Source organism: Pseudomonas sp. FP198, assembly GCF_030687895.1.
In the GTDB taxonomy this organism is placed as follows: Bacteria; Pseudomonadota; Gammaproteobacteria; order Pseudomonadales; family Pseudomonadaceae; genus Aquipseudomonas.
The window spans coordinates 932,965-947,123 of sequence record NZ_CP117452.1 but is presented as its reverse complement, the minus strand read 5'-3'; the positions used below and the strand labels follow the sequence as shown (position 1 = coordinate 947,123).

At 61.1% G+C, this 14,159-nt stretch carries 14 protein-coding genes, 4 tRNA genes and 1 pseudogene; 8 read left to right on the top strand and 11 right to left on the bottom strand.

The genetic code is table 11. From position 1 onward, the window contains the following. The first annotated feature begins 1 nt into the window (after position 1). From PSH78_RS04450 to yacG, 4 genes are read left to right on the top strand one after another with little or no spacing between them, the layout of a single operon-like run. Entirely contained in the window at positions 2 to 1,219 is a 1,218-nt protein-coding gene (locus tag PSH78_RS04450) for a type II secretion system F family protein (RefSeq protein ID WP_305498757.1), read from the top strand. A gap of 1 nt (position 1,220) precedes the next feature. Then, positions 1,221 to 2,090 carry an A24 family peptidase gene (locus tag PSH78_RS04445; RefSeq protein WP_305498756.1) on the top strand — a complete coding sequence of 290 codons (870 nt, stop codon included), beginning with the start codon at positions 1,221 to 1,223 and terminating at the stop codon, positions 2,088 to 2,090. Further along, positions 2,090 to 2,713 carry a dephospho-CoA kinase gene (coaE, locus tag PSH78_RS04440; protein ID WP_305498755.1) on the top strand — a complete coding sequence of 208 codons (624 nt, stop codon included), beginning with the start codon at positions 2,090 to 2,092 and terminating at the stop codon, positions 2,711 to 2,713. Before PSH78_RS04445 ends, coaE begins: the two co-directional genes overlap by 1 nt. Then, positions 2,710 to 2,916: a DNA gyrase inhibitor YacG gene (gene yacG, locus PSH78_RS04435; RefSeq protein WP_305498753.1), complete on the top strand. Its 207-nt coding sequence runs from the start codon at positions 2,710 to 2,712 to the stop codon at positions 2,914 to 2,916. The genes coaE and yacG overlap by 4 nt, the downstream gene beginning before the upstream one ends. 47 nt (positions 2,917 to 2,963) lie before the next feature. Here yacG and PSH78_RS04430 read toward each other — a convergent pair whose 3' ends face one another. The 4 genes from PSH78_RS04430 to PSH78_RS04415 form a co-directional block, all read right to left on the bottom strand. Next, complete coding sequence (locus PSH78_RS04430; RefSeq protein ID WP_305498752.1) at positions 2,964 to 3,650, bottom strand: energy-coupling factor ABC transporter permease; 687 nt, start codon at positions 3,648 to 3,650, stop codon at positions 2,964 to 2,966. Positions 3,651 to 3,882: 232 nt separating this feature from the next. Beyond that, positions 3,883 to 5,271: a hypothetical protein gene (locus PSH78_RS04425; protein ID WP_305498750.1), complete on the bottom strand. Its 1,389-nt coding sequence runs from the start codon at positions 5,269 to 5,271 to the stop codon at positions 3,883 to 3,885. A 161-nt stretch (positions 5,272 to 5,432) separates the two neighbouring features. Next, positions 5,433 to 5,636, bottom strand: a complete 204-nt coding sequence (locus PSH78_RS04420; RefSeq protein ID WP_305498748.1) for a response regulator transcription factor — start codon at positions 5,634 to 5,636, stop codon at positions 5,433 to 5,435. Positions 5,637 to 5,647: 11 nt separating this feature from the next. Beyond that, positions 5,648 to 5,848 carry a response regulator transcription factor gene (locus tag PSH78_RS04415; protein WP_305498746.1) on the bottom strand — a complete coding sequence of 67 codons (201 nt, stop codon included), beginning with the start codon at positions 5,846 to 5,848 and terminating at the stop codon, positions 5,648 to 5,650. Positions 5,849 to 6,152: 304 nt separating this feature from the next. Between PSH78_RS04415 and PSH78_RS04410 the strand changes: the two genes are divergently transcribed. The 4 genes from PSH78_RS04410 to PSH78_RS04395 are packed head-to-tail and all read left to right on the top strand — an operon-like array spanning position 6,153 to position 8,888. Next, complete coding sequence (locus PSH78_RS04410; protein WP_030140261.1) at positions 6,153 to 6,779, top strand: DUF1780 domain-containing protein; 627 nt, start codon at positions 6,153 to 6,155, stop codon at positions 6,777 to 6,779. Further along, complete coding sequence (locus tag PSH78_RS04405; protein WP_305498744.1) at positions 6,776 to 7,303, top strand: MOSC domain-containing protein; 528 nt, start codon at positions 6,776 to 6,778, stop codon at positions 7,301 to 7,303. Before PSH78_RS04410 ends, PSH78_RS04405 begins: the two co-directional genes overlap by 4 nt. A gap of 52 nt (positions 7,304 to 7,355) precedes the next feature. Next, entirely contained in the window at positions 7,356 to 7,529 is a 174-nt protein-coding gene (locus PSH78_RS04400) for a DUF3094 family protein (protein ID WP_076386361.1), read from the top strand. Between the two features lie 60 nt (positions 7,530 to 7,589). Next, a complete protein-coding gene (locus PSH78_RS04395; protein ID WP_305498742.1) occupies positions 7,590 to 8,888 on the top strand; it encodes an NAD(P)/FAD-dependent oxidoreductase in 1,299 nt (432 codons plus the stop codon). Positions 8,889 to 9,035: 147 nt separating this feature from the next. Here the strand turns inward: PSH78_RS04395 and PSH78_RS26580 are convergent, their stop codons facing one another. The 7 genes and pseudogenes from PSH78_RS26580 to clpB form a co-directional block, all read right to left on the bottom strand. After that, the gene (locus PSH78_RS26580) at positions 9,036 to 9,899 is read right to left on the bottom strand and encodes a methyl-accepting chemotaxis protein (protein WP_370871106.1); all 864 of its coding nucleotides are present in this window, start codon (positions 9,897 to 9,899) and stop codon (positions 9,036 to 9,038) included. Continuing rightward, a pseudogene (locus PSH78_RS26575) lies at positions 9,891 to 10,661 on the bottom strand (MCP four helix bundle domain-containing protein); the annotation flags it as partial. The pseudogene PSH78_RS26575 and the gene PSH78_RS26580, both read right to left, overlap by 9 nt. Positions 10,662 to 10,816: 155 nt before the next feature. Continuing rightward, a tRNA-Pro gene (locus PSH78_RS04385) sits at positions 10,817 to 10,893 on the bottom strand. A gap of 94 nt (positions 10,894 to 10,987) precedes the next feature. Next, positions 10,988 to 11,063, bottom strand: a tRNA-Lys gene (locus PSH78_RS04380). Positions 11,064 to 11,068: 5 nt separating this feature from the next. Further along, a tRNA-Pro gene (locus tag PSH78_RS04375) sits at positions 11,069 to 11,145 on the bottom strand. Positions 11,146 to 11,152: 7 nt separating this feature from the next. Further along, positions 11,153 to 11,228, bottom strand: a tRNA-Asn gene (locus tag PSH78_RS04370). A gap of 315 nt (positions 11,229 to 11,543) precedes the next feature. Then, on the bottom strand, positions 11,544 to 14,108 hold the full coding sequence (gene clpB, locus PSH78_RS04365; RefSeq protein WP_305498739.1) for an ATP-dependent chaperone ClpB: 2,565 nt from the start codon (positions 14,106 to 14,108) through the stop codon (positions 11,544 to 11,546). Positions 14,109 to 14,159 lie beyond the last annotated feature (51 nt).

Sequence of the window (14,159 nt, the reverse complement as noted above, 5' to 3'; positions counted from 1 at the left end):
CATGGCGGTCAAGGCAGTAAAAACCGACGTCTACACGTGGGAAGGCAAGGACCGCAAAGGCACGAAAATGTCCGGCGAACTGACCGGCCAGAGCCCGGCATTGGTCAAGGCGCAGCTGCGCAAGCAAGGGATCAACCCGGGCAAGGTACGCAAGAAGTCCACTTCGATATTCAGCAAGGGCAAACGCATCAAGCCGCTGGACATCGCGCTCTTCACCCGCCAGATGGCGACGATGCTCAAGGCCGGCGTTCCTTTGCTGCAAGCATTCGACATCATCGGCGAAGGCTTCGACAACGCCAACATGCGCAAGCTGGTGGACGAGGTGAAGCAGGAAGTCGCCGCCGGTAACAGCTTCGCCGCCTCGCTGCGCAAATGCCCACAGTATTTCGATGAGTTGTACTGCAACCTGGTCGATGCCGGTGAGCAGGCCGGTGCCCTGGACACGCTGCTCGACCGAGTCGCGACCTACAAGGAAAAGAGCGAAGCCCTGAAGGCCAAGATCAAGAAAGCCATGACCTACCCCGCGGCGGTGATCGCCGTCGCGGCAGTGGTCACCAGCATTTTGCTGATCAAGGTCGTGCCGCAGTTCGAGTCGGTATTTTCCGGCTTTGGCGCAAAACTGCCGGCCTTCACGCTGATGGTCATCGGCTTGTCGGAATTCCTGCAAGACTGGTGGTGGGTGCTGCTGGGCGGGCTGGTAGGCGGATTTTTCGGGGTGAAATATGCCCTCAAGCGCTCCCAGGCGTTTCGTGACTGGCGAGACAAGTGGCTGCTCAAGCTGCCCTTGGTCGGGACCTTGATGTACAAGTCCGCCGTGGCGCGTTATGCGCGCACGCTCTCGACCACGTTCGCCGCCGGCGTGCCGCTGGTCGAAGCCCTCGACTCCGTCTCGGGCGCCACCGGTAACGTGGTATTCAAGCGTGCCGTGCAGCGGATCAAGCAGGACGTCTCGACCGGCATGCAGTTGAATTTCTCGATGCGCACGTCGGGCATTTTTCCGAACCTGGCAATCCAGATGACTGCCATTGGCGAGGAGTCCGGGGCGCTGGACGACATGCTCGACAAGGTGGCGAGTTTTTATGAGGCCGAAGTGGATAATCTGGTGGACAACCTCACCAGCCTGATGGAACCCTTCATCATGGTGATCCTCGGGGTGGTCGTCGGCGGCCTGGTGGTTGCCATGTACATGCCCATCTTCCAACTTGGCTCTGCGATCTGACATGCCCCTGAGCGAATTTTTCGTGCTTTACCCGCTGGCCTTCGTACTGACAGCGCTGCTGCTCGGGTTGATCATCGGCAGCTTTCTCAACGTGCTGGTATGGCGTCTGCCGAAGATGCTCGATCGCGAGTGGCGCCTGCAAGCCCAGGACTTGCTCGGCTTGCAGGCCGACGCCCCCGGTCCGGTCTACAACCTGATGCTGCCCCACTCCCAGTGTCCCCATTGTGGCCATCGCATCCGCGCCTGGGAAAATATTCCGCTGTTGAGTTACCTGATGTTGCGCGGCCGCTGCGCCAACTGCGCCGCGCCCATCGGCAAGCGCTACCCGCTGACCGAACTGGCCTGTGGCGCCCTGTCGGCGTTCATTGCCTGGCATTTCGGCTTTGGCTGGCAGGCCGCCATGGCGATGCTGCTGAGCTGGGGCCTGCTGTCCATGAGCCTGATCGACGCCGAGCACCAGTTGCTGCCCGATTCCCTGGTGCTGCCATTGTTATGGCTGGGCTTGATCGTCAACAGCTTCGGGCTGTTCGTCCCGCTGAACCAGGCATTGTGGGGGGCGGTGGCCGGTTATCTGGCGCTGTGGTCGGTGTTCTGGGTCTTCAAGCTGCTGACCGGAAAAGAAGGCATGGGTTACGGCGACTTCAAGCTGCTGGCGATGCTCGGTGCCTGGGGCGGCTGGCAGATCCTGCCGCTGACGCTGCTGCTGTCGTCGCTGGTGGGCGCCGTTATCGGCGTCATTGTGCTGCGAACGCGCGGCGCGCCGACATCGACCCAGATCCCCTTCGGACCTTATCTGGCGATTGCCGGCTGGATTGCCTTGCTCTGGGGTGGTCAAATAACCCACTTCTATTGGCAGTCAGTCGGTTTCTAATGAACAGCTCTGCGAAAAACCCCTGGATCCTCGGCCTGACCGGTGGCATCGGCAGCGGCAAGAGTGCGGCGGCCGAGCACTTCATCGAGCTGGGTGTGCACGTCATTGACGCCGACCATGCGGCGCGCTGGGTCGTTGAACCCGGGCGCCCGGCGCTGACAAAGATCAGCGAACACTTCGGTCCTGGTGTATTGCAGGCAGACGGTACGCTCGATCGGGCAGCGCTGCGCAGGCTCATCTTTGAAAATACCGAGGAACGCCGCTGGCTGGAGGCATTGCTGCATCCGCTGATCGCCGAAGAAATCGTCCATCACCTGGGCCAGGCCCAATCGCCGTACGCGATTCTGGTATCGCCACTGCTGATCGAATCCGGGCAGTACGCGATGACCCAGCGGATCCTGGTGATCGACGCTCCGGAACAATTGCAGATCGAACGCACCTTGCAGCGCGACCAGACCAGCGAACAGCAAGTCCAGGCGATCCTCAAAGCCCAATCCAGTCGCCAGGACCGCCTGAGCCATGCCGACGACGTGGTGGTCAACGACCGCGACCTCGCCTGGCTGCACAGCGAGGTCGAACGCCTGCATCACTTCTACCTTACTTTGCGTGGAGGCCAACCATGAGCCAAACCCCAACCGTTGATTGCCCAACCTGCGGCGCCCCTGTCGAATGGACCCCGGAAAGCAAATCCCGGCCGTTCTGCTCCGATCGCTGCAAACTGATCGACCTGGGCGCCTGGGCGTCGGAAGAGCACAAGATCCCGGTCGCACCGGATGCCGAGGATGAATTGTTCAGCGAAGACTTCAACCCTCGCTCCCATCACTAGGTTTACCATGGCATGAGGGCCTGAAGGCGGTGCAGCCTTGAGGTGAATCAAGGCTTGTCGTCATCATTCCAGGGGGCCGACAGGTAGCGCGTACGGTTGAAGGTTTCCAGCCATTCGGGGCTGAACACCACCAGCGCGCTGACCACCATGCCGTTGATGAACGCTTCGGGAAAGATCATCAGCCAGAGATAGCCGATGAAATCCTCCAGCCAATAAGGCATCGCGAAGATACCGTCACGCCACAGCAGGCCAAGCCCCAGCAGCAGGCACGCCAGCGCCGACAGGGCGGCGGCGAGGAATCCCGAACAGAAGATATACACGAACAGATTGCGCGGCTGGGCACGCTCCACCAGTATCGCGCAGCATTCCGTGACCAGAACCGGCAGGAGCACCAGCAGCGCGCCATTGACCCCGACGGCCATCATGTCCTGGCGCCCCAACAGCACCAGCGCAAGCTGGGCAAATAACCCGCCAAGGATCGCCAGCGGCCAGTCCAGCAACAAGGTGACGGCGGTCAGGCCAATGAAGTGGTACGAGACCCCCGTATCGAAATCCCGTCGCACCATCCACAACAGGAACAGCGCGAATACCGTGCCGAACAAGAGATGCTGGCGGCGACTGTCGGTAAACAGCTCGACCCACGGTGCCTTTGCCACCGCCCAGGCCAACGCCGGCACGTAGATCAACCAGCCGACCGCCAGGGTCTGCGTGGAGAGCAATTCGGCACCGATCATCGACCTACTCCTTTGGCGTGCCCCTGCATCAGAGACTCCATGAGCGCCCTGAGATTCAAGCCGGCAGTCTACACCCCCGCCCGGCCGCGATTAATCAACGCAACGCTTTCGGCTTGTCGATCTGAGGGATAAAAACGGTCCCACTCAGCCCCGGAATGGAAAAGGCCGGCCGCCACCCCTGATGGGGCAGCAGCCGGCCGCTTGGCCGCACCTCTCGGCGCGACGGAGGCTCCTACACCGCTTGGCGCGTGTTCAGCAGGGTCTCGATAGTCCGTGGCGGCGTGCCGGCCGTGCGCGGATATTCGACCAGGCTGACGCCAAGCATCTGTTCGGCATCGAGCAGTGTACCCAGTGCCGGCGACGCGACGGGCGACGTCGTATCGTTCAGGATGGCGTCCAGATTGTTGGTCGCCTCCTTATACGAGATGCCCTGGGCTCTGTCGAGAAAGGCGACGAAGCTCTTGTAGTCGGTTGACTCCGAATCCAGGATCGACGCCTTCAACCCCGTGACGTAGTACTCGTACCTGAAGTTGAAGGTGATTTTCTCCACTGAGCTGCACGGCGACGTAAACGCCTGCTGCGACGAATCGACGGACAAGTAGTAATACTTGATCTTCGGGAAGTACACCGTCGTGGCGCCGGAGCTATCCGTAGGCACTGCCTCGTGGCACTGCGCGAGGATCGCGGTCTCGTAGTTGCGCGAGCGGTCGTCCCAGCTCGCGCGCAGGCTCTTGCCCACACCGGAGATGAAGGCCGTCACGTCCGTAATCACCGCTTCGGGCACGGTGACCGCGTCGAAGACCAGCTTGAGGAATGCCGTGTTGAATTCCGTGATCACCTGCGTGAAGGAGTAGGTCTCGGTGGTGACGCGATAATTGGTCAACCCGCCGGCCTGTGCCAGCATGAACTGCATGTAGTGCGTCACCGATGCCGACCATTGCGATGTCGGTACGCTATCTCCAGGGAGAACCTTTTCCGGGTGTTCCTTCAGGGCCTTGAAGACCTTGATCCGCAACGTGGCGAAGAAGTTGGAGACCTTGTCGCAGACCGCGCGACCGGTCTTGAATTCCGGATTCGACGTGACGAACGAACTCGACAGGTTCACGAACGAGATCAGGCCGTCCGAGTCCTGGAATACCGGTTTTTCGTTGTCAGCCAGCGCGAGCACCGAACCGAGGAGTTCATGCGGAGTGGCCAACGGGGGTTGCTTGAGCGACAAGACTGCACCGGCGTTGGCCGGCGGATAGGTGGCGGGCGCCTGGCAGACCACAGTGTTGCTGGTGCCACCCGGGGTCAGATGCCCGGGGATGCTGCCGTTCGGAATCCAGATGTAGGTGCCTGTGGGACGGAACTCCACATGGTACGGGTTGACCGGCTGCACGCCGGTGGGCTGGGTGCCGGTGACTGGCGTCTCTCCGCCCCATACATGCGGCGGCGTCGTCGACACCGGCACCCACCAGGAGCCGCCTTGCAGCGCCAGGACCTCATAATGCTGGTGAGGTTGATTCGACCAGCTCCAATGACCGGTGACATCCATATAATGCCCATGATTGCGCTGCCAGACGCGCACTTGGGGCCAGTTGCGCATCGTTGTTCCAGAAACGACGAGGGTACGAGGCATGGTGAACTCCTTGAAGATCGTTAATCCGTTAAGGGCACGCCTGCCTCGGGTTCTGCCAATCGATCGGGGATAGGCGGGGCACCAGGAGCAGGCAAACGAAGCATCGACCAACTGCGTCGGACCGGCAACGGCACCGATGCCGTATTGACAGCGCAGCGACCTTAATCGGTCGCGTCGTGCGCCGCTGCGTCCTGAAGGGCTTGCGCAATCAACGGCCAGCACACCGCCAGCTGGGCCGTGTCGCACAGTTCCAGCTTCCCCAGAAGATTCTCTCGGTGCTTGCGCACCGTCAGGTCACTGATGCCCAGCGTGCGCGCGATGCGCTTGCTGCTCAAACCGAGCACAACAAGCCGGGCGACGGTCACCTCGCGGCCCGTCAGCCGAGCGGCCAACGCCCGCGGGCTGGGTCCGATGCGGCGGACACCCTCTGCGGTGCGGTTGCCAATGCGAGCGCGACGAGTTCCACGGCATTGTGCGCACCGAATTTGCGCAGCAGGTTGCCCCGGTGCTTGCGCACCGTGTGCTCGCCGATGCCGAGTTGTCGCGCGGTCTGCTTGCAGCCCATGGCCTGCAGCATGCAGCCTAGGACGTCCAGCTCCCGTGTAGTGAGGTCCAGTCCCTGGCCTGTTGATTCCTTTCCCTGTTCGATGACTTCAGCTCCCAGCGGCTAGTTATCGTTTCCCAAAAGCTCATTCACCCGAAGTTAAGATGAAGGTTTTCAAGCCAAACCATCTGCTTCGCCGTTCCCACCCGTGCTCTACGCCATCCATTTCGAACACATCGGCTGGAGGGAAGGTCTCTCTTCGCAATCGCTCCGATCTGGGCCGCTGTCAGGACAGACATATTCTCTCAGAGCACAATTGAACGCTAAGCTTGGGCTCATGGATGATTCCGATTATTTACGCTTGCTGACCATCGCGGCCGAGCAAGCCAACGCCTTCCTCTCCAATGCCCGCAAATGGGAGCGTGAGCGTTGGGTCTGCCAGCGCCTGCTGCAAGGGCTCAACGTGCCCTATCGCGCCGATGAGTTCGCGCCCGCCGGGGAGCCGCCGGACGTGTTGTTTCGCGACGCCAATTTCGAAGTGTTTTTTGTCCTCGATGAAGGCCGGCGCCTCAATGATGAATGGCGCGACGAACTGCAACGCCGCCGCAGCGCCTTTTCCCTGAGCCAACTGGTGCGTCGCGAGGCCAAGCCACGGCGGATTCCGGCCAACGAGTTCCTGATGAGACTGGCCCCGACCCTGCGCAAGAAAGCCCATAACTACACCGAGCGCGGCATGGACCTGGGGGAGCTGGATATCATCGCTTTCGCCAGCCTCAAGCGCGAAGTCCTCGACCTCAACAGCCATTTCCCGCCGCCCACCGAGTACCTGCGCCAAGGGTGGCGCTCGTTGTCGCTGGTGGGCCCGACCTTTGCCCGCGTGCTGTTCGCCCATCCCGATGCACCCGACTTCCTGCGGGGCAACCTGGGCCGCAGCATCGTCTTCGACGTGGGGATCAGCCTTTGAGCCCGTTACAGGAACTGCTCGCCGCCGTGCCGCAGCAGGGCCGGGTACGCTGGATCGGCGTGCGCCCCGCAGGGCATGCACCGATGATCGAGCTGGACGCCGTCGAGGCACGACTGGAAGCCGGCCTGACCGGCGATCACGCTCGCCCAGGGGTGCGTAACGCGCGGCAAGTGACGTTGATCCAATGGGAACACCTGGCCGTGATCAGCGCGCTGATGGGCCGTCCCGAGGAACAACCGGTGCGTCCCGAGGAGCTGCGTCGCAACATTGTGGTCAGCGGCATCAACCTGTTCAGCCTCAAGGGCCGGCGCTTTCGCATCGGCCAGGCGATCTTCGAAACCACTGGCTGGTGCCAACCCTGCGCGCGACTTGAGCGAAACCTTGGCGAAGGCACGTTCCAAGCGGTACGCGGCCATGGCGGAATCACCGCCCGGGTGTTAAAAAGTGGAATCATTCGCCTGGACGACAGCCTGTTCGTCGAGCCCGTCCCGGCAACCGGCTACGCTGCTTTTAATGCCGGATAGCCGGATGCTGTAACGTCTGCACCTTTCGCAACGTCTACCTGACGAGGCCTTTATGACCAGCCGCCTGAACCCAGAAGACCAGAAGCATGTCGAAGAGTACCTGCAACTGTCCCAGCACCGAGTCGAGCGCCGGCCTTTCCGGCCGTGGATGCTCCTGGTGGTGGTACTGGCCATCACGATTGGCCTGGGCCTGTTGAGCCGATTGATCAGTTACCTGACGCTATGAGCCGATTGATGCTCGCGCGGGTGACGGCACCGAATTCCTTTAGCCTTGCGAGATATCCCCATGACTCATCGTATTGTCATCGTTGGCGGCGGCGCCGGCGGTCTGGAGTTGGCTACCCGTCTGGGTAAGACTCTGGGCAAGCGTGGCACGGCCAGTGTGATGCTGGTCGACGCGAACCTGACCCACATCTGGAAACCCTTGCTGCACGAAGTGGCCGCCGGTTCCCTGAATTCCTCCGAAGACGAACTCAACTATGTCGCCCAGGCGAAATGGAACCACTTCGAGTTCCAGCTCGGGCGCATGAGCGGCCTGGACCGTGAGCGCAAGCGCATCCAGCTGGCCGCCACCTACGACGACGCAGGCCTGGAGTTGTTGCCGGCCCGCGAGCTGGGCTACGACACGCTGGTGATCGCGGTCGGTAGCACCACCAATGATTTTGGCACCGAGGGCGCGGCGCAGCATTGCCTGTTCCTCGACACTCGCAAACAGGCCGAGCGCTTCCATCAGCAGTTGCTGCACCACTATCTGCGCGCCCATGCCGGGCAGACGGACGTGGTCGAGCGCATCAGCGTCGCGATTGTCGGCGCGGGCGCCACCGGTGTCGAACTGGCGGCCGAGCTGCATAACGCCGCTCACGAATTGCATGCCTATGGACTGGACCGGATCAAGCCGGAAAACATGCACATCACCCTGATCGAGGCCGGTCCACGGGTCTTGCCGGCGCTGCCGGAGCGGATCGGCGGGCCGGTGCACAGGACTCTGGAAAAACTCGGGGTCAAGGTCATGACCAACGCGGCCGTCAGCCAGGTGACTGCCGACAGCCTGATCACCGCGGATGGCAAAGTGATCGACGCGAGCCTGAAAGTCTGGGCCGCCGGGATTCGCGCGCCGGAGTTCCTCAAGGACATCGACGGCCTGGAAACCAACCGGATCAATCAGTTGCAGGTGCTGCCTACACTCCAGACCACCCGCGACGAGAATATCTTCGCCTTTGGTGATTGCGCCGCCTGCCCGCAACCGGACAGCGATCGCAACGTCCCGCCCCGTGCCCAGGCCGCGCACCAGCAGGCCTCGCTGTTGGCGAAATCGCTGAAGCTGCGGATCGAAGGCAAGGCCCTGCCTGACTACAAATACACCGACTACGGCTCGCTGATCTCGCTGTCGCGCTTCTCGGCGGTCGGCAACCTGATGGGCAACCTCACCGGCAGCGTGATGCTTGAGGGCTGGCTGGCGCGGATGTTCTACGTGTCGCTGTACCGCATGCACCAGATGGCGCTTTACGGCATGTTCCGCACGGCGATGCTGATGCTGGGCAGCAAGATCGGGCGCGGGACCGAGCCTCGGTTGAAGTTGCATTGAGGCCTTACTGACGATTGTGCTGGATCAGCAGTATTGGTGCTGACTGATCCACCGTCATCGCGAGCAAGCTCGCTCCCACAGTTGATCGCGGCCATCCTGTGCGAGCTTGCTCGCGATGAGGGCGGCACAGCCAGTACTTAATCTCGATCAAACCTGAAACCGCTGCACCATCGTGCGCAGCGAGTTCGCCAACTGCGACAGTTCATGGCTGGACGCGCTGGTCTGGTCGGCACCAGTGGCCGAGCGCACGGACAAATCACGGATATTGACCAGGTTGCGATCCACCTCGCGGGCCACTTGTGCCTGCTCTTCGGCGGCGCTGGCGATCACCAGGTTGCGCTCATGGATCTGATGCACCGACGCGGTAATGGTTTGCAGCGCCTCCCCCGCGCGCTCGGCCATTGCCAGGGTACTGGCCGCACGGCTGGAGCTGGCCTGCATGGAATCCAGGGCCTGGGTGGCACCGCTGCGCATGCCCTGGACCATCTGCTCGATTTCCTGGGTCGATTGCTGCGTGCGATAGGCCAATGCCCGGACTTCGTCGGCGACCACGGCAAAACCACGGCCGCTCTCTCCGGCCCTCGCCGCTTCGATGGCCGCGTTGAGCGCCAACAGGTTGGTCTGCTCGGCAATGGCCCGGATCACATCCAGCACCTTGCCGATGTCCTGGGACTGGCTGGCCAGGGATTGCACCAGGCCGCCGGTGATTTGCACATCGCTGGCGAGGGCGCTGATCGCGTTGACGGTATCGCTGACCCGTTCCTGGCCCAACATCGCCGACTCGCTGGATTGGCGTGTCGCATCGGAGGTGGACACAGCGTTGCGCGCGACCTCTTCCACGGCGGTGGTCATTTCGGTGACCGCAGTGGCGGCCTGCTCGATTTCGTTGTTCTGCTGTTGCAGGCTTTGAGTGCTGTCGAGCGTGACGGCGTTCAGCTCATCGGCAGCGGTCGCCAGTTGCGTCGCCGAGCCGCTGATGCCCTGCAGGGTTTGCCGAAGGTTCTGCTGCATGGTGGCCAACGCCTTGAGCAGGCGACTCACTTCATCATTGCCATGGGTCTCGATCGGCCGGGTCAGGTCACCGCGGGCCACACTCTCCGCGGCAGTCAGCGCCTCGCCCAGCGGCTTGACGATGCTGCGGGTCAGCAACATTGCCAGGACCACCGTGGCCAGAGCCGCCAGCACCACGAACAGACTGACGATCATCCGCGAGTTGACGTAGTGCTCCTGGGATTTCTGGCTCTCGATGGACACCTGTTTGGAGAACAGTTGCGCAAGGTCGTTGAGCTGCTTGCCCGAGCCATCCACCACGGTTTTCATGTCCACCAGCAACAACTTGATCAATTCGTCCCGCCGCCCCTGCTCCGCCAGGGTGAATGACTGGGCGATCCCCGCGCGGTAGGCGGTGAAGGTCTGCTTGAACTGCTCGTAGAGCGCCTTGCCTTCCGGTGTCACCACAAGCTTGTCGTAACTGGCGATTTTCTCGCTCAGTTCCTTGTCGCGGGTATCCATCTGCCCGCGATACACCGGGATGTTCTTCGGGTCTTCATCCAAGGCCATGCGCAGGGAAATGGTGCGGATGCGCAACATCAATTCGCGGATCTCGTCGCCGCCCCGGATGCTCGGCAGCCATTGGGTTTCCACCGCGACCTCGCTGTCGCGAATACTCGACATCTGCCCCAGCGCAAATACGCCGAGCAGCGCCACCAGCACGGCGATCAAGGCGAAACCCAGCGCGGCACGGGGGGCGATATTCAACTGACGAAGAAACATAACGGGCGCCTTTTCTTGTTATCGGCCTGAAGAGAGGGCGATTGTTCATGCCCCTGTCGGCGGGTTATCGGCAAGTTGTATGATGACTTGAAGGCAAGCGGCTTTCCGGCGGGCAAAAAAAATCCCCGTATCTTTCGATACGAGGATTTTTAATATGGTCGGGGTAAGGGGATTCGAACTCCTGACATCCTGCTCCCAAAGCAGGCGCGCTACCGGACTGCGCTATACCCCGGTAAAAAAAAGGCGACCTTCGCAAGTCGCCTTCCTCGATCAGCGCTTTTGGCCTCTGATCTTAAGATTCGATTCCAGCGAACTGGTTTCAAAAATGGTGGGTCGTGTGGGATTCGAACCTACGACCAATTGGTTAAAAGCCAACTGCTCTACCAACTGAGCTAACGACCCAAATATGGTCGGGGTAAGGGGATTCGAACTCCTGACATCCTGCTCCCAAAGCAGGCGCGCTACCGGACTGCGCTATACCCCGATTGAAATGGCTCCGTGACCAGGACTCGAACCTGGGACCCAATGATTAACAGTCATTTGCTCTACCGACTGAGCTATCACGGAACTGATATTTCAAGTTACTGCTATTTACCGCTACAGCGTTGAAGCTTGCTGCAACCTCTTCGACCCGTTTGCATTGCTGCGTTCGTGTGTCTGAGGCGCGCTATTCTACAATCTTAAAAACCTCTGTCAACCCCTTAAATTGCTTTCAAGACAATGATTTGCAACTTATTTTGGATTCCTTCTCAGTGAGAAGTCGCCCTTGGGGTGACGTACTGCGGGGCGCACTTTACAAGCCTTTTCCTTTGAGTTCAACGGCCTGATGAAAAAAATGGCCTCGCCAGGCGAGGCCATTTCAATCACCGGCTGTTGCGGCTTTCAGTGGAAGACGATCTCGTCGTTTTCCACGGTGCCGGTCACGGTTTCGCCGGGCATGAAGCGGCCGGACAGGATCAACTGCGCCAACGGGTTTTCGATCCAGCGCTGGATGGCCCGTTTCAGCGGCCGTGCGCCATAGACCGGGTCGTAACCCACCGCGATCAGCTTGTCCAACGCCTCGTCGCTCAGTTGCAGCTTCAGCTCACGCTCGGTGAGACGGCTGCGCAGGCGACCCAGCTGGATCTCGGTAATACCGGCGATCTGCTCACGGGCCAGCGGCTCGAAGATCACCACTTCGTCCACCCGGTTGATGAACTCGGGACGGAAGTGCGTGGAAATCGCGTCCATCACCGCAGCGCGTTGCGCCTCGCGATCGCCGACCAGTTCCTGGATCTGCGTCGAGCCCAGGTTGGAGGTCATCACGATCACCGTGTTGCGAAAATCCACCGTACGACCGTGGCTGTCAGTCAGGCGACCGTCCTCAAGCACCTGCAAGAGGATGTTGAACACATCCGGGTGGGCCTTCTCGACCTCATCGAGCAGGATCACCGAGTACGGTTTACGCCGCACGGCCTCGGTCAGGTAACCGCCCTCTTCGTAGCCGACATAGCCTGGCGGCGCACCGATCAAGCGGGCCACGGAATGTTTCTCCATGAACTCGGACATGTCGATGCGCACCATGGCCTCTTCGGTGTCGAAGAGGAATTCGGCCAGCGCCTTGCACAGCTCGGTCTTGCCCACGCCGGTCGGGCCGAGGAACATGAACGAGCCGCTCGGACGGTTAGGGTCCGACAACCCGGCACGGGACCGACGCACGGCGTTGGAGACCGCCACCACGGCTTCTTCCTGGCCGATCACGCGCTGGTGCAACAGGCTTTCCATCTTCAGCAGCTTGTCGCGCTCGCCTTCGAGCATTTTCGACACTGGGATGCCGGTCCACTTGGAAACCACCTCGGCGATTTCCTCTTCAGTGACCTTGCTACGTAGCAGCTGATTTTCACTCTTACCGTGCTGGTCAACCATCTGCAGGCTGCGCTCAAGATCCGGGATCACCCCGTATTGCAGCTCGGCCATGCGGTTGAGATCGCCCTTGCGGCGGGCCGCTTCCAGTTCCTGGCGAGACTGCTCGATCTTCTGCTGGATCTGCGCCGAGCCCTGGACTTCGGCTTTCTCCGAATTCCAGATTTCTTCGAGATCGGAATACTCGCGCTCGTGCCGGACAATTTCTTCCTGCAATCTTTCCAGACGTTTCTTCGCGGCCTCGTCGCTCTCTTTTTTCAGGGCCTGGGACTCGACCTTGAGCTGAATCAAGCGCCGCTCCAGACGATCCAGTACCTCAGGCTTGGAATCGATTTCCATGCGGATGCGGCTGGCGGCCTCGTCAATCAGGTCGATGGCCTTATCCGGCAATTGCCGGTCAGTGATATAGCGGTGGCTGAGCTTCGCTGCCGCGATGATCGCCCCGTCGGTGATCGCCACCTTGTGGTGAACCTCGTAGCGCTCCTTCAGGCCGCGCAAGATCGCGATGGTGTCTTCTTCGCTCGGCTCCTCCACCAGCACTTTCTGGAAACGTCGCTCCAGGGCCGCATCTTTCTCGATGTACTGGCGGTATTCGTTGAGCGTGGTCGCGCCAACGCAATGCAACTCGCCACGGGCCAGCGCAGGCTTGAGCATATTGCCGGCGTCCATCGAGCCCTCGCCCTTGCCGGCCCCGACCATGGTGTGCAATTCGTCGATGAACAGGATGATCTGCCCTTCCTGCTTCGACAGTTCATTGAGCAAGGCCTTGAGCCGCTCCTCGAATTCGCCGCGGTACTTGGCGCCAGCGATCAGCGCCCCCATGTCGAGGGACAGCAAGCGCTTGCCCCGCAGGCCGTCGGGCACTTCGCCATTGATGATGCGCTGGGCCAGGCCCTCGGCGATGGCGGTCTTGCCCACGCCAGGTTCACCGATCAGCACCGGGTTGTTCTTGGTGCGACGCTGCAGGACCTGGATGGTGCGGCGAATTTCATCGTCACGGCCGATCACCGGGTCGAGTTTGCCTTCCTCGGCGCGCTTGGTCAGGTCAACGGTGTACTTGTCCAGCGCCTGGCGCGCTTCCTCGTGGTTGGGGTCGTTGACCGCATCGCCACCACGCAGGTTGTTGATGGCATTTTCCAGGGCTTTCTTGCTCACGCCCTGGCCGAGCAGCAACTTGCCCAGCTTGCTGTTCTCGTCCATCGCGGCGAGCAGCACCAGTTCGCTGGAAATGAACTGGTCGCCCTTCTGTTGGGCCAGGCGATCGGCCTGGTTGAGCAGCCGCGCCAGATCCTGGGACATGTTCACGTCACCGGTCGGATTCTGGATCTTGGGCAGTTGGTCGAGTTCTTTGGCCAACTCTTTGCGCAGGCTGTTGACGTCAAAGCCCACCTGCATCAGCAGTGGCTTGATGGAGCCGCCTTGCTGTTCGAGCATGGCCTGCATCAAGTGCGCCGGTTCGATACCGGGATGGTCCAGGCCGACGGCCAGGGACTGGGCATCGGACAAGGCCAATTGCAATTTGCTGGTTAAACGATCAATACGCATGGGTCACCTTCCTAATGAGCAGGCCGGACCTGGAAAAACATCCTGAATGAA